Annotated in this window: 23 protein-coding genes and 1 tRNA gene; 9 read left to right on the forward strand and 15 right to left on the reverse strand. The window is 71.2% G+C overall.

Annotated features, from left to right (window positions below):
* Position 1: 1 nt before the first annotated feature.
* The 8 genes from F4556_RS18350 to F4556_RS18385 all read right to left on the reverse strand — a co-directional run bounded on the left by F4556_RS18350 (position 2) and on the right by F4556_RS18385 (position 4,790).
* Positions 2-904 (reverse strand): RNA polymerase sigma factor SigF, encoded by a 903-nt coding sequence (locus F4556_RS18350; protein WP_184917138.1) that lies wholly within the window; start codon positions 902-904, stop codon positions 2-4.
* A gap of 153 nt (positions 905-1,057) precedes the next feature.
* Positions 1,058-1,945: an RNA polymerase sigma factor SigF gene (locus F4556_RS18355; protein WP_184917140.1), complete on the reverse strand. Its 888-nt coding sequence runs from the start codon at positions 1,943-1,945 to the stop codon at positions 1,058-1,060.
* A 243-nt stretch (positions 1,946-2,188) separates the two neighbouring features.
* Positions 2,189-2,482, reverse strand: a complete 294-nt coding sequence (locus tag F4556_RS18360) for a Dabb family protein (RefSeq protein WP_184917143.1) — start codon at positions 2,480-2,482, stop codon at positions 2,189-2,191.
* A gap of 70 nt (positions 2,483-2,552) precedes the next feature.
* Positions 2,553-2,717: a hypothetical protein gene (locus F4556_RS18365; RefSeq protein ID WP_184917147.1), complete on the reverse strand. Its 165-nt coding sequence runs from the start codon at positions 2,715-2,717 to the stop codon at positions 2,553-2,555.
* A gap of 447 nt (positions 2,718-3,164) precedes the next feature.
* Positions 3,165-3,254 (reverse strand) — tRNA-Ser (locus tag F4556_RS18370).
* Between the two features lie 44 nt (positions 3,255-3,298).
* Positions 3,299-3,796, reverse strand: a complete 498-nt coding sequence (gene tadA, locus F4556_RS18375; RefSeq protein WP_184917150.1) for a tRNA adenosine(34) deaminase TadA — start codon at positions 3,794-3,796, stop codon at positions 3,299-3,301.
* A gap of 29 nt (positions 3,797-3,825) precedes the next feature.
* Complete coding sequence (locus tag F4556_RS18380; RefSeq protein ID WP_184917153.1) at positions 3,826-4,389, reverse strand: tRNA adenosine deaminase-associated protein; 564 nt, start codon at positions 4,387-4,389, stop codon at positions 3,826-3,828.
* 197 nt (positions 4,390-4,586) lie between these two features.
* Positions 4,587-4,790, reverse strand: a complete 204-nt coding sequence (locus F4556_RS18385; RefSeq protein ID WP_057234184.1) for a hypothetical protein — start codon at positions 4,788-4,790, stop codon at positions 4,587-4,589.
* Between the two features lie 172 nt (positions 4,791-4,962).
* Here F4556_RS18385 and upp point away from each other — a divergent pair, with 172 nt between their 5' ends.
* A complete protein-coding gene (gene upp / locus F4556_RS18390; RefSeq protein WP_184917155.1) occupies positions 4,963-5,598 on the forward strand; it encodes a uracil phosphoribosyltransferase in 636 nt (211 codons plus the stop codon).
* A gap of 78 nt (positions 5,599-5,676) precedes the next feature.
* Here the strand turns inward: upp and F4556_RS18395 are convergent, their stop codons facing one another.
* Positions 5,677-6,348, reverse strand: coding sequence for a LytR C-terminal domain-containing protein (locus F4556_RS18395; protein ID WP_221504302.1), 672 nt, complete (start codon positions 6,346-6,348; stop codon positions 5,677-5,679).
* 238 nt (positions 6,349-6,586) lie between these two features.
* Positions 6,587-6,898: a type II toxin-antitoxin system VapB family antitoxin gene (locus F4556_RS18400; protein ID WP_184917161.1), complete on the reverse strand. Its 312-nt coding sequence runs from the start codon at positions 6,896-6,898 to the stop codon at positions 6,587-6,589.
* 148 nt (positions 6,899-7,046) lie between these two features.
* On the opposite strand from F4556_RS18400, the gene F4556_RS18405 reads away from it, so the two are divergent.
* On the forward strand, positions 7,047-8,603 hold the full coding sequence (locus tag F4556_RS18405) for a helicase HerA-like domain-containing protein (protein WP_184917164.1): 1,557 nt from the start codon (positions 7,047-7,049) through the stop codon (positions 8,601-8,603).
* On the opposite strand, the gene F4556_RS18410 is transcribed toward F4556_RS18405, so the two are convergent.
* Both F4556_RS18410 and F4556_RS18415 read right to left on the reverse strand, forming a co-directional pair.
* Positions 8,600-9,754, reverse strand: a complete 1,155-nt coding sequence (locus tag F4556_RS18410; RefSeq protein ID WP_184917168.1) for a glycoside hydrolase family protein — start codon at positions 9,752-9,754, stop codon at positions 8,600-8,602. The two genes, F4556_RS18405 and F4556_RS18410, sit on opposite strands and share 4 nt — an antisense overlap.
* A gap of 85 nt (positions 9,755-9,839) precedes the next feature.
* Positions 9,840-10,529, reverse strand: a complete 690-nt coding sequence (locus tag F4556_RS18415; RefSeq protein ID WP_184917171.1) for a rhomboid family intramembrane serine protease — start codon at positions 10,527-10,529, stop codon at positions 9,840-9,842.
* A gap of 265 nt (positions 10,530-10,794) precedes the next feature.
* Between F4556_RS18415 and F4556_RS18420 the strand changes: the two genes are divergently transcribed.
* Positions 10,795-11,313 (forward strand): YbhB/YbcL family Raf kinase inhibitor-like protein, encoded by a 519-nt coding sequence (locus F4556_RS18420; RefSeq protein WP_184917174.1) that lies wholly within the window; start codon positions 10,795-10,797, stop codon positions 11,311-11,313.
* Between the two features lie 196 nt (positions 11,314-11,509).
* The gene (gene pyrB, locus F4556_RS18425; protein ID WP_184917177.1) at positions 11,510-12,544 is read left to right on the forward strand and encodes an aspartate carbamoyltransferase; all 1,035 of its coding nucleotides are present in this window, start codon (positions 11,510-11,512) and stop codon (positions 12,542-12,544) included.
* 7 nt (positions 12,545-12,551) lie between these two features.
* Here pyrB and F4556_RS18430 read toward each other — a convergent pair whose 3' ends face one another.
* Positions 12,552-13,238 carry a hypothetical protein gene (locus F4556_RS18430; RefSeq protein WP_376775793.1) on the reverse strand — a complete coding sequence of 229 codons (687 nt, stop codon included), beginning with the start codon at positions 13,236-13,238 and terminating at the stop codon, positions 12,552-12,554.
* 51 nt (positions 13,239-13,289) lie between these two features.
* Between F4556_RS18430 and F4556_RS18435 the strand changes: the two genes are divergently transcribed.
* Positions 13,290-13,496 carry a KTSC domain-containing protein gene (locus tag F4556_RS18435; protein WP_184917183.1) on the forward strand — a complete coding sequence of 69 codons (207 nt, stop codon included), beginning with the start codon at positions 13,290-13,292 and terminating at the stop codon, positions 13,494-13,496.
* Here the strand turns inward: F4556_RS18435 and F4556_RS18440 are convergent.
* On the reverse strand, positions 13,489-14,085 hold the full coding sequence (locus F4556_RS18440; protein WP_184917186.1) for an HhH-GPD-type base excision DNA repair protein: 597 nt from the start codon (positions 14,083-14,085) through the stop codon (positions 13,489-13,491). The genes F4556_RS18435 and F4556_RS18440 overlap by 8 nt on opposite strands.
* Positions 14,086-14,174: 89 nt before the next feature.
* Between F4556_RS18440 and F4556_RS18445 the strand changes: the two genes are divergently transcribed.
* Positions 14,175-14,882, forward strand: coding sequence for a Crp/Fnr family transcriptional regulator (locus F4556_RS18445; RefSeq protein WP_184917189.1), 708 nt, complete (start codon positions 14,175-14,177; stop codon positions 14,880-14,882).
* Positions 14,883-14,884: 2 nt separating this feature from the next.
* On the opposite strand, the gene F4556_RS18450 is transcribed toward F4556_RS18445, so the two are convergent.
* On the reverse strand, positions 14,885-15,397 hold the full coding sequence (locus F4556_RS18450) for a Pycsar system effector family protein (RefSeq protein ID WP_184917192.1): 513 nt from the start codon (positions 15,395-15,397) through the stop codon (positions 14,885-14,887).
* A gap of 213 nt (positions 15,398-15,610) precedes the next feature.
* Here F4556_RS18450 and F4556_RS18455 point away from each other — a divergent pair, with 213 nt between their 5' ends.
* The 3 genes from F4556_RS18455 to F4556_RS18465 are packed head-to-tail and all read left to right on the forward strand — an operon-like array spanning position 15,611 to position 19,769.
* A complete protein-coding gene (locus F4556_RS18455; RefSeq protein ID WP_221503642.1) occupies positions 15,611-16,357 on the forward strand; it encodes a hypothetical protein in 747 nt (248 codons plus the stop codon).
* Entirely contained in the window at positions 16,354-18,456 is a 2,103-nt protein-coding gene (locus tag F4556_RS18460) for a hypothetical protein (protein ID WP_184917195.1), read from the forward strand. Before F4556_RS18455 ends, F4556_RS18460 begins: the two co-directional genes overlap by 4 nt.
* Positions 18,453-19,769 carry a coiled-coil domain-containing protein gene (locus tag F4556_RS18465; protein ID WP_184917198.1) on the forward strand — a complete coding sequence of 439 codons (1,317 nt, stop codon included), beginning with the start codon at positions 18,453-18,455 and terminating at the stop codon, positions 19,767-19,769. The genes F4556_RS18460 and F4556_RS18465 overlap by 4 nt, the downstream gene beginning before the upstream one ends.
* Positions 19,770-19,819: the final 50 nt, after the last annotated feature.

Raw genomic sequence — 19,819 nt, forward strand, 5'->3', positions numbered from 1 at the left:
GCTACTCGCTGATCAGCCCGGCCCGCAGCTGGGTCAGCGTCTTGGTGAGCAGCCGGGAGACGTGCATCTGCGAGATGCCGATCTCCTCGCCGATCTGGGACTGCGTCAGATTCCCGAAGAACCGCAGCATGATGATCCGCCGCTCGCGCGGCGGCAGCTTGGCCAGCAGCGGCTTCAGCGACTCGCGGTACTCGACGCCCTCCAGCGCCAGGTCCTCGTAGCCGAGCCGGTCGGCCAGCGGGCCGTCACCGTCCTCCTCGCCGGGGGTGGAGTCCAGCGAGCTGGCGGTGTACGCGTTGCCGACCGCCAGGCCCTCCACCACGTCCTCCTCGGTGACGCCGAGGAAGACCGCCAGCTCGGCGACGGTGGGGGAGCGGTCGAGCTTCTGGGACAGCTCGTCGCCGGCCTTGGTGAGCGCCAGCCGCAGCTCCTGCAGCCGCCGCGGCACCCGGACCGACCAGCTGGTGTCCCGGAAGAAGCGCTTGATCTCGCCGACCACGGTGGGCATCGCGAAGGTCGGGAACTCCACCCCGCGCTCCGGGTCGAACCGGTCGATCGCCTTGATCAGGCCGATCGTGCCGACCTGGACGATGTCCTCCATCGGCTCGTTCCGGCTGCGGAAGCGCGCGGAGGCGTACCGGACCAGCGGCAGGTTGAGCTCGATCAGGGTGTCGCGGACGTACGTGTGCTCGACGCTGCCCGGCTCCAGCGCGGCCAGCCGCTGGAACAGCGAACGCGACAGCGTCCTGGTGTCCAGCGTGCGGTCCACGGTGAGGAACGGCGAAGCCGTCTGCTGTGCCGGGATCTGCGGCCCCGTCACCTGGTGCCCCGTCACCTGCTCAGCCACCGGCGCGAGGGCCGTCGTCATACCGTGGCCCTCCGCACTGCCCAGCTCTCCGGACATGCTCCCCACCCCCTCGTGACTGACTGTTCAACGGGTATCACCCAGTGACAGTTCCCGGAGCCGGACGACCCCTCCAGCTCAATACCGGACCACGCGCCCCGGCAAACCCGAACGTCGCAAGATGTCACTCAGCGGTAACGCGCAGCGAGGACCCTACTCCTCCCAGGAGTTCCCGGTCCGTAGTCTGGTCAGGATTCTGGACAGTAGCCGGGACACGTGCATCTGCGACATGCCCAACTCGGTGCTGATCTGGGACTGTGTCAGGTTCGCGAAGAACCGCAGCATGATGATCCGCCGCTCCCGCTCGGGCAGTTGCACCAGCAGGTGCCTGACCATGTCCCGGTGCTCCACGTCGGCGAGCGCCGAGTCCTCGTAGCCGAGCCGGTCCAGCAGGGCGAGCCCGCCCTCGTGCTCCTGGGCGGCTTCCAGCGAGGCCGCGTTGTACGCCCGGCCGGCCGCCAGACAGGCCCGGACGTCCTCCTCCGGGATGCGCAGGTTGGCCGCGATCTCCGGCACCTTGGGCGAGCGGCCGTGAGTGATCGTCAGCTCCTCCATGGCGCCGCTGACCTGGACCCAGAGCTCCTGGAGCCGGCGCGGTACGTGCATGGTGCGGACGTTGTCCCGGAAGTACCGCTTGATCTCGCCGAGGATGGTCGGCAGCGCGTAGGTCGGGAACTGCACGCCCCGGGTCGGGTCGAACCGGTCGATCGCGTTGATCAGGCCGATCGTGCCGACCTGGACGATGTCCTCCATCGGCTCGTTCCGGCTGCGGAACCGGGTCGCGGCGTAGCGCACCAGCGGAATGTTCGCCTCGATCAGCGCCGCCCGCACCCGCTCGCGCTCCGGCGCACCCGGTGGCAGCTCGGCCAGCCGCTCGAACAGCACCCTGGTCAGCGTCCGGACGTCCACCGAACTCCGGGCGCCCGGCGGACGCTCCCTCAACTCCACCAGCGGGTCGACCTGCTGAGCCTCTTCGGGCTCCTTGGGCACGGTCTCCTCGCCGGTCTCCGGCGCGCTGCTGCCCTGTGTCTGCACGGACACGTCACCCCTCCCTAGTCCCTGCGAATCCGACCCACCGGCTGTGGTCCGCGCTCGCTCATCACCTCGCCAGGTTCCGGCAAAACCGGTCATAGCATCACAAGTCGTGCACATCGCGGGCAAGCACCGGCGGTAGGCGTGTTGGCGGATTGTCGGGAGAGCTGCCGGGCACGCGAAGGCCCCCCGGCGTCCTGCATGCCAGGGGGCCCAACGGTGCTATGGGTACGATCGTTCAGCTTTGGACGATCAGACCTCGATGTCGGCGATCACCCAGGTGGCGAACTCACGCCACTGTCCGGCGGCAGCCTGATGGGCCGGGTGGCCGATGTACGCGGCCAGCGCCTCGCGGTCCTCCACCTTGCTGTTGATCGCGTAGTCGTACGCGATGTCCCGCTCGGTGGTGTTCCAGCCGCACTCCCACTCGCGCAGCTCGGGGATCACACCGCCGAGCTCGTCGAACGCCTTGGCGCCCGCGAGCGCCCTCGGGTCGTCCTTCGCTACGCCGTCGTTGAGCTTGAACAGGACCAGGTGCCGGATCACGCTGCCGCTCCTAGCGGGGGGTGAGGGTGTACTGCTCGAACCCGCCCACCGTAGCCCGGGACATCCCCGGTCAGCTCACCAGTCCGGTCATGAACGTCCCGACCGCCTTGGCCGCGTCCGAGATCCCGACGAACCCCGACTGGACCAACTCGGCAGCCCTGGTCGGGGAAGTGATGACCGTGTAGATCACGAAGATCAGCAGCATCCACATGCCGATCCTCTTCGCCTGTGCCACCCGAACCGCCCGCCTCCCGATCGCCGCACCACCTGCCCCGCAGCTTATCCACCGGACGGCCCATCAGGTGAGGCCCCCGTTCACTCCCCGGGACGAAGGTCCCCGCAAGAGGGGCCCTTCTCCGGATGCCCGCCCCAATCCCGTCCCGCAGGATGGAACACGTACCGAGGGATCTGGCAGGAATCCACGGTACGTGGACCGGAGCTCCCCGCTGTGGGACCGGGCGTCGTGACTTCCCCCCGACACGACCCCGGTTGTGGGACTCCGCCGGGGCAGCCGTCCGTCCCCCCGGGACGGCTGCCCCCTCCAAACCCGAAGCAGGCCCCGCACTCCCCGGGCAACGCCCCGAGTGCGGGGCCTGCTCCGTTTCACGACGCCGTCCGCCGTCCGCTGCGTCCGGGCAACGCGAAGGGCCCCGATCCGGTGGATCGGGGCCCTTCGTCGAGCTGGCGGTAGCGGTGGGATTCGAACCCACGGTGAAGTTGCCCCCACACACGCTTTCGAGGCGTGCTCCTTTGGCCGCTCGGACACGCTACCGAGACGAGACTCTACCGGACGGGGTGGGTGGGGACGAAATCAGTTCAGCGGTGGGCGTCGAAGAAGGTGCGGAGCTGGTCGGCGCAGGGGGTGGCGAGGACGCCGTGGATGACCTCGGGGCGGTGGTTGAGGCGGGGGTCGCGGAGGACGTCGAGGAGGGAGCCCGCCGCGCCGGCCTTGTCGTCGTAGGCGCCGTAGACGACCCGGCCGACCCGGGCGAGGACGATGGCGCCGGCGCACATGGTGCAGGGCTCGAGGGTGACCACCAGGGTGCAGCCGGCCAGGCGCCATTCGCCGAGGGCGGCGGCGGCCTGGCGGATGGCGACCACCTCGGCGTGCGCGGTGGGGTCGCCGACGGCCTCGCGCTCGTTGTGGCCGCGGCCGATGACCGTCCCGTCGGGGCCGAAGACGAGCGCCCCGACCGGTACGTCGCCGGTGGCGGTGGCGAGTGCGGCCTCGTCGATGGCGAGGCGCATCGCGTCCGTCCAGCGGTCGCGTACCGGGTCGGGGCGTACGGGGGCCGGGAGCGGGGCGATCTGCATGGGACCAGTGTCGGGCACCGCGGGACCGGCTAGCGCACCGCCTCCAGCACCTCGCCGCAGCCGATCGCGTCGGCGATCTCGGAGAGGGCGTCGCCGGGCATCGCGCCTTCGCCGCTGAGGTCGAGCAGCCCCTCGGCGGGCAGGCCGAACTCGATCAGCAGCTCCGGGTCGCCCAGCGGCCCGACCGGGACGCCGCCCGGACCGGTGGCGCCGGCCGCCTCGTCCTCGTCGTCGTCCTCGGCGTTCTGGTCCGCGTCCTCGTCGTCGAGGTCGGTGACCAGGCTGTCGAGGTCGTCGAAGTCGGCGTCGCCGACCCGGTCGAGCAGTTCGTCGGTGAGGATCGAGCCGTAGGAGCTGCGCGCGGCAGCGGCTCCGTCGGAGACGAAGATCCGCGGATCCTCCTCGCCGTCCACCCGGAGGACGGCGAACCAGGCGTCCTCCTGTTCGATGAAGACCAGGACGCTCTCGTCGTCCTGGGCCGCCTCCCGGGCCAGGTCGGCCAGGTCGGCAAGGGTCTCGACGTTGTCCAGCTCTGTCTCGCTCACATCCCACGCGCCGTCGGTGCGAGCAAGCACTGCAGCGAAGTACGCCACCAGGGACTCTCCCAAGATTGGTCTCGGCTGTAGGCGATCTCGGGCGAACGCGGTCTGGCCGCCCCCGCGCCAGAGGCGGCCCGCTGTTCGGACCGTCCCTCCGGCATCGTGACAGAAAGCCGGGCCCCGCGGGGAGTGTTCGGCAGCGCGTCTTCGCAGGTCGTGTCGGAAGAGGACGCTGGATGGCCGACGCGCCGTCAGATTCGGAAGGTTCGCATCCGGAGTGCCTCGCGCATCCGGCGCTCCTTGGTGCGCCGGGGCTGCACCCTGGCCCGCAACTCCCGGGCCTCGGCCAGCTCACGGAGGAAGCGGGCGCGCCGTCGGCGGCGTTCCGCTTCGGTCTCGGGTGGGGCCTCGGGCTGCTCTGTCGAGCCGGGCCCGGCGTGCGGGGTGCTCTTCATACCGTCCGACTTTCCCAGAACTGTCCGGTAAATACCACAGGAGATGAGGAGGTATCGGGATTACCGCCGCGCGCCGGGGAGAAGGGGTGGTGAAGACGTGCAGGGCCCCCACCGGGCGCTGGGCGGGCCTGGCAGGTCGTACATGTGTCTCGTTGACCGTTATGGTCGGAGCATGCGTCTCCATGTCGTCGACCACCCGCTGGTGGCCCACAAGCTCTCCACCCTGCGCGACGAGCGCACCGACTCGCCGACCTTCCGTCGGCTGACCGACGAGCTGGTCACTCTCCTCGCGTACGAGGCCACCCGGGACGTCCGGACCGAGCAGGTGGAGGTCACCACCCCGGTCGCGGTCACCACCGGCACCCGGCTGAGCTACCCGCGCCCGCTGGTGGTGCCGATCCTGCGCGCCGGGCTCGGCATGCTGGACGGCATGACCCGGCTGCTGCCGACCGCCGAGGTCGGCTTCCTGGGCATGGTGCGGAACGAGGAGACCCTGGAGGCGTCCACCTACGCCACCCGGATGCCGGACGACCTCTCGGGCCGTCAGGTGTACGTGCTGGACCCGATGCTGGCCACCGGCGGCACGCTGGTCGCGGCGATCCGGATGCTGATCGAGCGCGGCGCCACCGACGTCATGGCCGTGGTGCTGCTGGCCGCGCCGGAGGGCGTCGCGGTGATGGAGCGCGAGCTGGCCGGGCTGCCGGTCACCGTGGTCACCGCCGCCGTGGACGAGCGGCTGAACGAGAACGGCTACATCGTGCCGGGCCTGGGCGACGCGGGCGACCGCCTGTACGGCACCGCCGGCTGACCGAACGGACACCACGAAGGGCCCCACCTCCGCACTCGGGAGGTGGGGCCCTTCGTCGTACGGACCGGGCGGGGCGGGTCAGCAGCTGCCGGGCACCGGGGAGGGCGTCGGCGACGGCTTGGTGGCGACGGCCAGTGCGGCCGCGGCCTGGGTCGGGTCGAGCAGCGCCGTGAAGGCGTCGCCGACCACCACGTCGACCGAGGGGTCGACCCGGGTGTCGGCCGACTTGGTGGCGCCGGTGACCTGGGCGGCGAGCAGGGTGGCGCCGCCGAGACCGGCCGGGCCGCTGATCACCTGGATGGTGGTGGTGGGCAGCTTCTCGACGGTGGCCGGCGCGTTGCCGACCTTGCCGATGGTGAAGCCGCGCTTCTTGAACTCCTCGGCGGTCCGCGCGGCCAGGCCGGACTTGGCCGTGGCGTTGTAGATGTTCACCGTGACGGCGGCCGGCTGCGGTACGGCGGTGCTGCTCGGCACTGCCGAGGGCGCACCGGGTGCGGCGTCCGGCGCGGCCAGCGGCTTGCCGGAGACGGCCGAGCTCGGGGAGGCGCAGGCCTGGGCGGTACCGCTCCGGTTCTTGCCGGAGAAGATGTCCACCAACTGCACTCCGCCGAGGCCGATCAGGGCGAGGGCGAGCAGCGAGCCGATCAGGGCGAGGACCTTACGGCTCCTGCGGGGCGGGCGTCCAAGGCGGGGGTAGGAGTTACCGGTGATCCGGTACTGCTTCCCCTTCAGTCCCTGGGGAGTCAACATGCTCACGGGTCGGTCTCCCCCTCGTGCCAGGGCAAGGCTCGGTGACGGGTGCGGCCGGGAGGGCGGAGCGCCGGATACTTTTCGGCCGTACTCAGCAGATTAGTGCCACTCCGGGTGCGAAGGTACTAAATGATCATCATCTGGAGTACGCGGGCACTCGAAAGGATGTACCGGCCCCCGAACGGCTGCGCGGAGGGGTGACGGCAGGTCAGCGGGTGACGACCGGTCAGCAGGCGGGTCAGGAGACCGGCGGGTAGTCCATCTCCAGCACCCGGGCGTGCAGCACCTGCCGCTGCTGGAGCGCGGCCCGCACCGCGCGGTGCAGTCCGTCCTCCAGGTAGAGGTCGCCGTGCCACTTCACCACGTGGGCGAAGAGGTCCCCGTAGAAGGTGGAGTCCTCGGCCAGCAGGGTCTCCAGGTCGAGTTGCCCCTTGGTGGTCACCAGCTGGTCCAGCCGCACCGGGCGCGGCGCTACGTCCGCCCACTGGCGGGTGCTGGTCCGGCCGTGATCCGGGTACGGCCGTCCGTTGCCGATGCGCTTGAAGATCACACGGAAAGCCTACCGTCACGCCGCCCCGAGGCACAGCAAGCGCGGCCCGGCCTGCGTTCGGAGATTCATAGGGATTACATAGGAAGTGTCCCCATTTGTGGGGTAACAGTTCTGACGATGCCTCCGAACCGAGCGGGAGTCCGCCCAGATGACCACCCAGGAATTGCCCTCCGCCGTCCGGGACATCGCGGCCGGGTACGCCTTCACCGGCCCCGCGCTGGAACTCGGGGCGGTGCTGCTGGACGGCGCCGCGTACCCCGGGGCGCAGGTCCGGATCCCGCTCGGTGTGCTCAACCGGCACGGGCTGGTGGCCGGCGCGACCGGCACCGGAAAGACCAAGACCCTGCAGCTGATGGCCGAACAGCTCTCGGCCCAGGGCGTGCCGGTCTTCCTGGCCGACGTCAAGGGCGACGTCTCCGGCATCTCCGCCCCGGGCGCCGCCAACGACCGGGTGAAGGCCCGGGCCGGGGAGGTCGGGCAGGAGTGGCAGGGCCAGGGCTTCCCGACCGAGTTCTACGCCCTCGGCGGCCTCGGCAACGGCATCCCGCTGCGGGCCACCGTGACCAGCTTCGGTCCGCTGCTGCTCGCCAAGGTGCTGGAGCTGAACGAGACTCAGGAGTCCTCGCTCGGCCTGATCTTCCACTTCGCCGACAAGAACGGCCTGGAGCTGTACGACCTCAAGGACCTCTCGGCGGTGATCTCCTTCCTCACCTCCCCGGAGGGAAAGGAGCAGCTCAAGGGCATCGGCGGGCTGTCGTCGGCGACCGCCGGGGTGATCCTGCGTTCGCTGACGGTGCTGGAGAACGAGGGGGCCGGGGCGTTCTTCGGCGAGCCGGAGTTCGACACCGCGGAGCTGTTGCGGACCGCGCCGGACGGGCGGGGCGTGGTCTCGGTGCTGGAGCTCCCGGCGGTGCAGGACCGGCCCCGGCTGTTCTCCACCTTCCTGATGTGGCTGCTGGCCGACCTCTACCAGGAGCTGCCCGAGGTCGGGGACCTGGACCGGCCGAAGCTGGTGTTCTTCTTCGACGAGGCGCACCTGCTCTTCAAGGGCGCCTCGAAGGGCTTCCTGGAGGCGATCACCCAGACCGTCCGGCTGATCCGCAGCAAGGCGGTCGGGATCTTCTTCGTCACCCAGACCCCGAAGGACGTCCCGGCGGACGTGCTGGCGCAGCTCGGCAACCGGGTCCAGCACGCGCTGCGGGCCTTCACCCCGGACGACGCCAAGGCGTTGAAGGCGACCGTCTCCACCTTCCCGAGGTCCACGTACGACCTGACCGAGGTGCTCACCCAGCTGGGGACGGGCGAGGCCGTGGTGACGGTGCTGTCGGAGAAGGGCGCGCCGACGCCGGTGGCGGCGACCCGGCTGCGGGCGCCGCAGTCGCTGATGGGGCCGGTGGAGGAGGGGGTGCTGCGGGCGGCGGTGGACGCCTCTCCGCTGACGGCGCGTTACCGCGACGCGATCGACCGGGAGTCGGCGTACGAGAAGCTCGCGGCGCGGCCGGAGCCGGCGCCCTCGGCGGCGCAGCCGGAGCCGGTGCCGGAGCCGCAGCCGGTGCCCGCGCCGAAGCCCGCTGAGGAGGGTGGTGGGCTGCTCGGTTCGCTGCTGAGCAACCCGATGCTGAAGTCCTTCGCCCGGTCGGCCGGGACGCAGCTGGGCCGGGAGATCTCGCGGAGCCTGTTCGGGACGTCCCGGAGGCGCCGTTAGGCCAGGGCGCGGCCGATCCGGTCCATCGAGGAGAGGCGCATCAGGCCGTAGTTGTAGAACTCGACCTCGGGGACGCCCAGCTCGCGGAGGACGGTGATCTTGGCGGCCAGGTTCTCCGGGCCGTCGCAGTCGGAGGCCATGGGGCGCAGGATGACCGCCATCTCCTCGGGGCGTACGCCGTGCAGGGCGAAGGCGGCGACCTTCTCCCGGACCGCCTCGGGAGTGGTGGCGTAGCCGAGGGTCTCGATCTGGTGAGCGACCTTGGTGAGGGCGGGCAGGTCGATGCCGGAGAGCCAGCCGGTGCCGGGGCCGCCGCCGTCCATGAAGGTGAGCCGCATGCCGCCGGCGCTCGCGGCTTCGGCCACCTCGGCCGCCAGCGAGGTGACGGTGCGGGCGGAGGCGTCGATGTAGGCGGCCACCGCGCCGTCGGCCAGTTCGTCCAGGGCGACGGGCTCGGCGGCCCGGCGCTCGTCGGCCAGCCGGGCGCGCAGCTCGTCCCGGACCGCGGTGCGGACCCGCTCCGCGTCGGGGCCCGCGTTGGCCAGGCAGTGCGGGCAGAAGCAGACGCCGAGCAGGGCCTCGGCGACCGGTCCGAGCTCCTCGAAGTAGCGCTCGTGGTGGTAGCCGTGCCGCAGGCCGTGGAAGTGCAGCGACTCGGCGCGGATCGCGTCCACCCCGTACCGGGCGAACTCGCCGACCAGGGTGGTGGCGTACTCGCGGACCTCGGGGTTGGCCGGGCAGAGCTCGGTCAGGTGGCGGTCGCCGAAGGCGTTCTCGGGGGAGACGTCGGGGTGCCGGAAGCCGAGCCGGTCGTTGTGGCAGAAGACCGTCCAGGCGTGCAGCTTGAGTCCGCGCCGCCCCGCCTCCTCGGCCGCCTCGGCGAACGGGTCGCGGTCGCCGATCGCGGTGGACGGCAGCGGGGTCAGCCGCCGCCCGGCCCAGCGGGCGGGGTCGGGGCGGAAGTAGGCGGCGCCGGGCTCCAGGTAGCGGATCACCCGGCGGGGGTTGTGCGGGAAGACGTCGCGCGCCTCGTGGTAGACGGACGCGAGGGTGACGCCGCCGACGCCGGCCCGGTCGGTCAGGTTGCCGAAGAAGGTGTCGGCGCCCTCGTCGATCAGGTCGGTGGCGAAGGCGAGGACGGACGACTCCACGGGGCGGCTCCGGGGCAGGTGGTGCGGGGGAGCCCACGCTAGCCCGGGATGCCCGTATTGGTCTATACCTGATGCCTCGGACGGCTCACAGGCCGAGGTCGTCCAGCTCCTTGAGCAGCTGCGCGCGCTCGCTCTGCGGGGCTTCCGCCCGAGTGGGTACGGGGGCGGCGTCGGCGCCCTTCCTGGTGCGGAAGATCCAGGCGCCCGCCAGCCCGCCGAGCAGGCCGCCGAGGTGGCCCTGCCAGCTCACGCCCGGCGTGCCGGGCACCGCCGTGGTGAGGATGTAGGCGAAGGACGCGCCCATCACCACGCCGATCAGACTGTCGATCAGGTTCCGGTCGATCAGGCCGCGCAGCACCACGTAGCCGAAGTACCCGTAGATCACGCCGCTCGCCCCGACCGTCACCGAACGGTCGTCCGAGAACAGCCAGACCGCCGCCCCGCTGGTCAGTACGAGCAGTGCGGTCAGCCCGAGGAAGCGCTTGATGCCCCGGTAGGCCGCCAGGAAGCCGAACACGAACAGCGGGCCCGAATTCCCTTCCAGGTGCTGCCAGTTGACATGCAGGAAGGGTGCGGTCAGCAGGTCGGCGAGCTGGTCGGGCCGGCGGGCCAGGATGCCGCCCTCGACGGTGAGCCGGTAGTCGCTCAGCCAGTTGGCCAGCTGCACCACCCAGACCAGGCAGAGCACGCCGAACATCACGAAGAAGGCCCGCCGGGCGTCGGCCACCATCCGGGCCGGGTCGGGGAGACTGCTGGGCGTGTTGTCGGCTGCCATGACCTCGACTCTACGGGGCGCTCTCAGAGCCTCCGGCGCTTGGTGGGCGGCGTCGCGTCGCCGGGGCACGCGCCCTCCTTGCCCGGCATCGGGCAGGAGTGGCCCTTCGCCGGCTTCTCGTCGGTCGCCGATGCTCCGCATGGACTTCCTCCTCGGCGCCGCCGAGGCACGCACCCCAACGCCGCTCCTTCATCCGCCCACCAAGCGCCGGAGGCTCTTAAACTGCGGGGAGACGCCTGCCACAACGAGTGAGGATGCCCCCGCGATGAGCCAGCGCGCGCCGATCCCGTACGAATTCCTGCCGCCCGTACCGTCGTTCGAGCTCACCAGTGCCGATCTGACGGACGGTGGGCGGACGCCCGCCGTGCACGTCCACAGCGGCGGCAACGAGTCCCCGCAGCTCTCCTGGTCCGGCTTCCCGGCCGGGACCCGGGGCTTCGCGGTCACCTGCTTCGACCCCGACGCGCCCACCGCCAGTGGCTGGTGGCACTGGCTCGCGGTCAACCTCCCGGCCGGCACCACCGAACTGCCGCGCGGCGCGGGCGCGTCCGACGCGAGCCTGCCCGGCGCGGCCTTCCACGTCCGCAACGACTCCTCCGGCCACCGTTACGACGGCGCCGCCCCGCCGCCCGGGCCGGCCCACCGGTACGTCTTCGCGGTGCACGCCCTCGACGTCCCGGCGCTGGACCTCGGCCCGGACACCCCGGCGGCCGTGGTCGGCTTCCAGCTGACCTTCCACACGCTCGGCCGGGCGCTGCTGACGGTGGAGCACGCCAGGGCCTGACCCGTCCGCCGTAGTGGACCTGATGGATCCGGGGTGATCCTCGGGGCGCCTTCCGGGCCCTCCGTACGGGGACGAAAGTCCTGGTGGCGGCCGGTCCGCCGGTGTCGCGGAGGCGGGTGGGGGATGCCGGTCGGGTGCCGCCGGGCCAGTAAACTGGCGGCATCCACCGCGCAGCCACAGGGAGAACCGAGCCGCCATGTCACTGACCGGGAAGCACATTCTCTCCAGCGATCTCTTCGACCGTGACGAGTTGGAGCGGCTCTTCGAACTGGCCGATCTGCTGGTGCCGGTGGCCCGGGGGCAGCAGGTCACCCGGGTGCTCGAAGGGGCGGTGCTGGCCAGCCTGTTCTTCGAGGCCAGCACCCGGACCAGGCTCAGCTGCGAGACCGCCTTCCTCCGCCTCGGCGGCGGCGTCACCTCCACCACCGGGATGGAGGTCACCTCGATCGCCAAGGGCGAGTCGCTGGCCGACACCAGCCGGGTGGTCAGCGGCTACTGCGACCTGGTGGTGATGCGGCACCCCGAGGTCAGCTCGATCCACGAGTTCGCCGCCGCCACCAACGTGCCGGTGATCAACGCGGGCAACGGCGCGGGCGAGCACCCGACCCAGGCGCTGCTCGACATGTTCGCCATCCACCGGGAGTTCGGCCGCCTCGGCAAGACCGTGGACGGCAGCCGGATCGCCCTGGTCGGCGACCTGCGGCACGGCCGTACGGTGCACTCGCTGGTCAAGCTGCTCTCCCGGTACGACGACCTGACCATCGTCTGCGTCGCCCCGGACGAGCTGAACATGCCCGCCCACCTGCTGGAACTGGCCGCCGAGCGGGGCCACCGGGTGGAGGAGAGCGACCAGCCGAGCCTGGGCCTCAAGGACGCCGACGTCGTCTACACCACCCGCCTGCAGACCGAGCGCTTCAAGGACCGGCCGCTGCCCTACAGCGACGACTTCCGGGTGGACGCGGCGCTGGCCGACCGGGTGTTCCGCTCGGACGCGGTGATCATGCACCCGCTGCCCCGCGACGGCCGCCCCGGCTCCAACGACCTCAGCCCGGACCTCAACCGCGACCCCCGGCTGGCCATCTTCCGGCAGACCGACGCGGGCATCCCGACCCGGATGGCGCTGTTCGCCTCGGTGCTCGGGGTGGCCGACGAGATCCGCGACTCGCTCCGCCCGGCCCGCTGGTACCGGCCGGAGTACGTCGGGCCGGACGACGCGCCGTTCTACAAGTAGTCAGCCCCTAGGGAGTCGGCCGGTCCTCGGGATCGGTCGGCTCCGTCGCCTCCATCAGCCGCTCGGCGAGGTCGTCGACCCAGCCCTGGGCCCAGCCGCGCAGCGCCGGTACCTGTGCGGGCGTCAGCCCCAGCGCGGTGAAGCTCGCGTCGTCGATCCAGTCCGCGCCGCTCAGCCGGGCCTGCAGCTCCGTCAGGTCAAGACCGTCCGGGCCGGTGTGGTGCCGGCCGAGGGTCTCCAGCTCCGGGTAGGACCAGCGGTCCGAGACGGCGTACAGATCCACCAGGTCCCTGGCCAGTCCCCGGTCCGCCAGCGCCCGGACCTCCGTCCCCGCCAGGTCCTCCAGCGCCAGCACCGGACCGTCCGGGCCCTGTACCGGCCGCTGCCAGAAGGTCTCCTTCCGGAGCTCCACCCCGTACTCCTCGGCCGCCCCCGGATCGGTCGCCGTCAGCGCCGACACCAGCGGATCACCCACCAGCACCTGGACCGACCAGCCCCGCCGCGCCAGCCCGTCGGCCACCGCCCCGGTCAGCTCCGCCAGCGGCACGGGGCTCTCGGTGGCCAGCTCCACCGTGCGCACCGGCCGCTCCCGCAGCCCGTGCGCCCGCGCGGCGCAGTCGCCGCCGAGCACCAGCGGGTACGTCCGGCCCACCACGAGCAGGTCGGCGAGCAGACGTCGGCCTGCGTCGGTCATCGGTGACATACCGTCAGTATTCCGTACGTACCATGAAGGTGCGGAGACGCCATGAACCGTCAACGGGTGGAATCCAGCTGCCTACGCTCCGTCGGCCACCAGGGCACGACGCTCGAGCTCGAGTTCCACAGCGGCTCGGTCTACCGCTACCTGGGCGTGCCGCCGGAGGTGCACCGCTCGCTGCTGGCCGCGCCGAGTCTCGGCCGCCACTTCCACCAGCACATCCGCGACCACTACCCGTACGAGCGGCTCACTTGAGCTTCGCGGCCTTCTCCGCCTTCGCCGCCTGCTTCATCTCCTGTTTGTGCGCCCGCACCTTCACCAGCGACTCGGGCCCGGTGATGTCCGCCACCGAGCGGTAGCTGCCCTGCTCTCCGTACGCCCCAGCGGCCTCCCGCCAGCCCTTCGGCCGGACCCCGTACTGCTTGCCCAGCAGCGCCAGGAAGATCTGCGACTTCTGCTTGCCGAACCCCGGCAGCGCCTCCAGCCGCTTCAACAGCTCGGCCCCGGTCGCCACCCCCGCCCAGACCGCCGCCGCCTCCCCGCCGTACTCCGCCACCAGGAACTGGCACAGCTGCTGCACCCGCTTCGCCATCGACCCCGGATACCGGTGCACGGCCGGCTTCTCCGACACCAGCGTGGCGAACTCCTCGGGGTCGTACGCGGCGATCCGGTGCGCGTCGAGATCGTCCCCGCCGATCCGGTCCAGGATCGTCCGCGGCCCGGTGAACGCCCACTCCATCGGGATCTGCTGATCCAGCAGCATGCCGACCAGCGCCGCCAACGGGCTGCGCCCGAGCAGTTCGTCCGCCTCGTCCTGCTGTGCCAGGTGGATTTCGGTAGCCATGGCCGAAGCCTAGGCGCGCGGAGCAGGCCGGGCCGGACGGCACTCCGCAGGGCTTCACCTCGGGCTGTGCGGGGGGTTCAATGCGAGCTATGACGGATCAGACGGTGTGGGCACGCAACTCGTTCCTGGCGAAGCTGCCCCAGGAGCAGGCCGCGCACCTGCTCGGGCTGGCGCGGCAGGTGCGGTACGAGCCCGGCGAGGTGATCCTGCGGCAGGGTGACCGGGACACCCACGTCTGCCTGCTGCAGCCGGTCGACCGCGATGCGGTGGCCTGCGCCAAGGTGACCGCCACACTGGAGAACGGGGCCGAGGGCCTGCTCGGCATCCGGGTCAGCGGCGACCTGGTGGGCGAGCAGGCGGCGATCGCCCACGGGCAGCGGTCGGCCACCGTGACGGCCTGCAGCGCCGTCCTGGTCGGTCAGGTGACCAGCGAACGGTTCCTGGCCTTCCTCGCCGAGCATCCGGGCGCCTGGCGGGCCGTCACCGAGGTGGTCAACGACCGGCTCAACTCGGCCAACCGGCGGCGGCTCGACTTCGCCGCCTTCGACGTGGCCGGACGGCTCTCCCGGGTCCTGGTCGAGCTGGTGGAGCTGCACGGCCAGGCCGTCGGTACCAGCCACACCATCGGGGTGGAGCTGTCGCAGCCGGAACTGGGCCGCCTGATCGGCGCCGGTACCGACGCGGTCGGCCGGGCCATGCACCGGCTCAAGGCCGCTGGACTGGTGCGGTCGCAGTACCGGAGCGTCACGGTGCTCGACCTGGCCGCGCTGCGTGGATACGCGGACGACCAGGGCTGAGGTCACCAGGAGCGGAGCAGCGCCGCGCCCACCCCCAGGACCAGCATCGCGGCTGTCCAAGGGGTGGCCCTGGCCAGGTGCTGGTTCTTCACCAAGGCTATCTGCGCCAGCAGTTGGGCCATCGCCCAGGCCTCGATGCGTTGGGCGGCCGGATCGACGCCGGTGGCGTGACCCAGGCCGAGATGGTTGATCCCGGTGATGGCGAACCGACTGGGTGGGACGGGTGGATCGAGCCTGGGCCGCAGCGCCTGCAGGACGTGGAAGCCGGAGAGCAGGAAGGCGATCGCGAACCCGGCCATCACCAACAGGGTCGGCAGCGGGAAGCGCACCGGTGCGTCGCGCCCCGCGAGCGCGCTGACCACCGCGACCACTCCGCCGGTGTGCACCACCAGCAAGGTGTTGACCTTGCTGTCGGCCTGCTGCACGTACCCCTGGAACGCGGTCAGGGCGCTGAGCGCGACAGTGAGCGCGGACGGCTCCGGATGTGACTCCATGTCGATTTGACGATCCGTCAAAGCCCCCCCTTGGTTCGGATGTTCGTATCTCCATGGGAACTCGGTAACGAAATGGAGACCCCGGACGAATCCGTGATCCGCTGTGTGAGCATGGTCACTCGCTCAGAGCGCGATCGACCGGGGGGAATCCGTATCGATCCGGGATGTCTGCTGCCCCCGCGCTCCACACTGGCGACTCACCACGTACACCACCGCAAGGAAGGCTGAACGGAGTTGAGCAGGTTTCAAGGAGGTCCCCGTCGGCTGCTGCTCTCCGCTGACGTCAAGGGCTACGGGCAGGAGGACGAGCGGTCCCAGTTCGACATCCAGCGGGCCCTGGTCCGGATACTCGACGAAGCGGCGGAGGCGGTCGGATTCGACCGTACGGCCTGGATCAGGCAGGGGGCGGGGGACGGCGAGCTGGCCATTCTGCCGGATGGGGTCTCCGAGGCAAAGGTGGTCGACGACTACGTGGCCGAACTACAAGCCGTCCTGGAGCGCCATAATCACCGGGTCCGGACCGAGCACTGGCTCCGGCTGCGACTGGCCGTCCACTTCGGCACGGCCCACCCGGCCGACAACGGCTATGCCGGCCACGGAGTGGTGCTGGTGAGCCGGCTGGTGGACAGCGACCCGCTCAGGCAGGCGCTGATCGCGGCGCCGGAGTCCTGCCTGGCGGTGATTCTCTCCGAGCAGGTGTACACCGACACCGTGCTCCAGCGGCTCACCAAGCTCTCGCCGAAGGAGTTCCGGCAAGTGGCGGTGGAGAAGAAGGAGCGTCAGGTCACCGCCTGGCTACGGGTGCCCGGGGCGAACACCCATGCACTGGACCTCGGTGCGACGGCATCCGTTCCCGTCGCACCCGTTCCCGAGTCGGCAGCGCGCCCGGCGCCTGCTGGGATCGTGCTGAACGGGCCGGTCCACGCGCCGGGTTCGGTGTTCGGCGTGGGGACGGTCAACAATCACGGGGTGCCGAGGTGAGTGCGGAGGAGGAGCCGGAGTCGGCCATGGAGGAGTCCGAGCCGGACCCGGCCAAGGACCCGATGGCGGATGAAGGGCTGCCGCCCGAAGGCGAGGCGGCCGATCAACTCGCCAAGCTCACCCAGGTGTTCCAGGTTTTTGCCGGGCCGGTCGACGCACGGAACAGCACGTTCGGCGACGGCTCCGCCGGAGCCGATCGGCCGCCGAGCCAGCTCCAGCGGCGAGGCGCCGACACCGGACGGCTGACCGAGGAGGACCTCGCCGAGGCCACCACCGGGTTCGCCCGGCCGGAGCCGTACGACCGGGCGCTCGCGAAGCTGGAGAAGCACCAGGTGGTCGAGCTCTGGGGACCGGCCGGGACGGGTCGGCGGGCGGCTGCGATTGTCCTGCTGGACGAACTCCTGGAGGGGCCGGTCTACTTGCTCCGCCCGACCCTCTCCCTCAGGCAACTCGCGGGGCGCGACTACAAGCGGGGCTGCGGCTACGTGCTGTCCGGTCGGCTCACCGACGGTACGTCGACCGAGGACTCCGAGCACCTCTGGCGCCGGGTCAGGACGACGGTCCGGGACTGCGGTGCCCACCTGGTGGTCACCTCGGCCCAGCAGACCCCGGGCTCACCCTGGCGGGTGCCCTGGGAGCGGCCGGAGCCCCGATGGTTGCTGCTCGCAGCTCTGGGGGACGCGGACGTGGCCGCCAGCGAGATCGAGGCGGTGCTTGCCGGGGTGCCGTCCGACTTCCGTCCGCAGGACTTGCGCGAGGTGGCCCGGCGGCTGGCGGCCGGCGCGGGGGCGGCTGCCGCGCTGGAGCAGTTCTCGCTCGCCGCGTCCGCCACCGTGGCGGAATGGTTCGAGGCGGCACCGCCGCCGGCCGAGGTGCTGGAGGTGACGGCCCTGGCCTTCACCGAGGGGACCAGCACCCAGGAGTACGAACACGGGCTGGCCGAACTGGCCCGCCGAATGGCGGAGTCGGTGCCCTCCCTGGCCTCGGCAGAGGAGGCCGACCCGGACGAGCCGGTGGCACCCGTACTTCCGGCCAGCAGGGCTGCCCGGGCCCGTCCGGATGGACTGACCCGTCATGAGCGGCTCTCCGACGGGGTCCGGACCAGGACGGTGGTGGTCTTCCGGGAGCGGGTCTACCGCGAGCGGGTGCTGGCCGAGCTCAACGATCGCTACGACGTCTCGTTCTGGCGGGGCGTCACCAACTGGCTCGGCGGGCGGGTGCGCAGTAGGCCGGGCGCCGACCCGCAGGTCCGGGCGGCGGTGGCAGCTGGGTTGGCCGAGCTGGCCCGGCTCGACGTGTACGAGGTCGAGCAGTCCTGCCTGCGGCCCTGGTCGGCCGGGCAGTTGGGCTGGGCGGGGCAGCAGACCGCCGTGCTCACCCTGTGGCTGATGTGCCGACTGGACGACACGCTCGCCCCGGTCGCCCTGAGCGTGGCCGAGGAATGGGCCACCGACCCGAGCCAGGGCCGCCGTTGGGCTGCGGCTGTCGCCTTCACCGGCGAACTCGGCCTGCGCTATCCGCACGAGGCGGCCGGACGGCTGCTCGGCATGGTGGAGACCGACGCTCGGTTGCGCGGGCCGGCCCAGCAGGCGCTGGCTCAGTTGTTCGCGATGCTCACCGCCGAGGGCAAGTCGGCCGGTGTGGTGCTGGCCAACCTGGAGCGGATGCGGAGCGCCCACGGCCGCCGGCTTCCCGAGCTGCTGCTCGGCACAGTGCTGGCGGTGGTGTCGGCCCCGGCCGAGCGGACGGACGGCTTGGCGGTGATGAGCTACCTGTCCGAACACCCGGCCAAGATCGACCGGGTAGCCCGGCTCTGGGCGCTCGTGTTGTGCCACCGTCCGCTCCGCCGACGGGCGTTGACGGCGGTGGTGAACGCGCTGGCCGGTCTGGACTCGGCGACCGCGAAGGAGGAGGCGAGCCGGCTGGGCCAGGGGTTGGCCCGGGCGCTTCCTGAGCGTGAACTGGGCCCCTTTCGCGACGAGTTGGCCCGACTGGTCGACACTTCTCGGCGTCGGCCGGGTCCTGATGAACTGATCGATGTACTGCTAGCGGCGGTGGAACATGACCACGGCCGCCCGGCCACGGAGGACGGAACATGAGCAAGCCCTACCCGGTGGTGCACCAGCGACCGCTGGCTGAGCCGCCCAAGCGCGGGCCGTTCGGGCTCGGTACCAGGCGGCGGACGGCGGACGAGCTGCCCCCCGTGGCGGCCCATGAGGTGTTGGTGTTCCGGGTCGAGGGACGGCACGTCCTGGACACCGGCCGTCGGCAGCTGCACGACGAGCAACTGGTGAACGCCACCCACGTCAGCGTCGTGGACCTGAGCCGGAACGTCCTGGTGACCGCCCGGCTGACCATCCCGTCCGCCGAGGCGGCCGAGTTCACCGTGGACGTCACGTTCAACTGCTCGGTGATGGACGCGGCGATGGTGGTGCAGGAGGGCCAGGACGACGCGGAGCGGGTGCTGTTGGCCTACCTGCGGCGGCACAAGCGGTTCTTCGAGCTCGGGCTCGACTTCCGGATTGCCGACATCTCCGAGTTCCGACGGAGCGTCAACGCGCAGGTGATGGCGTACACCGCGGTCACTCCGCCACAGGTCCCCGGGCTGGCGGTGGCGTACGCGAGCGTCCAGGTGATGGAGCCGGAGGAGCTGATCGGCTTCGAGAAGCAGCGTCGGGACCAGGGGCGGAGCAACGTCCTGGCGACCGAGAAGCTCACCTACAACCACCAGCTCGACTTCACCCGGCAGCGCCAGGACCAGCTGCGGCAGAACCACCAGCGCACCCACGAGCGAGGGCAGGACCTGGAGAGCCAGGAGCACCAGCAGATGCTCGCCCGGGAGGCCCGGGAGTTCGCCCGTCGGGAGGCGATCCGGACGGCAGAGGTCATCGGGGACGACCCGGACGCGGCGGCCTACTGGGTGGAAGCCAGTGGCCAGATGACGGCCGCCGAACTGCGGGACCAGTTGCTGCGCCGGGACGAACTCAGGCAGCAGGAACAGCAGGAGCGCAGGGCACTCGACCGGGAGGACCGCTTGCGGCGGCAGGACCGTCAGTGGGAGGTCCAGCGGGAGCGGATCGAGGTCAAGCGACACCGCCGGGCCGAGCTGGAGGACCGGATCAGGCTGGACCAGAAGGAGAAGGCGGCGCTGGACCGCGCGCTGGTGGCCGATCAACAGGCGAACGAACGGGCGGACCGGGCCTGGGAGCGAACCGCGACCCTCGAGGTGGTCCGGGACCTGATCAAGCGTGGCCACGGGGACCAGACCTTCGTGGACGTCGAGCGGATGTTGGACAAGTTGGGTGCCTCGCAGGCGATCGGGAGCGGGGAGGAGCCGGCCGAGCTGGCGGCGGCGGACGCCGATCAGCCGGCTGGGTTCAGTGCGGTGGGGGAGGACGACGATGACGACTGAGCAGCCGTCGACGGATTCATCGTCGGATCAAGTATCGGAGTCAGGGCCAG

The organism is Kitasatospora gansuensis (assembly GCF_014203705.1).
GTDB lineage: Bacteria > Actinomycetota > Actinomycetes > Streptomycetales > Streptomycetaceae > Kitasatospora > Kitasatospora gansuensis.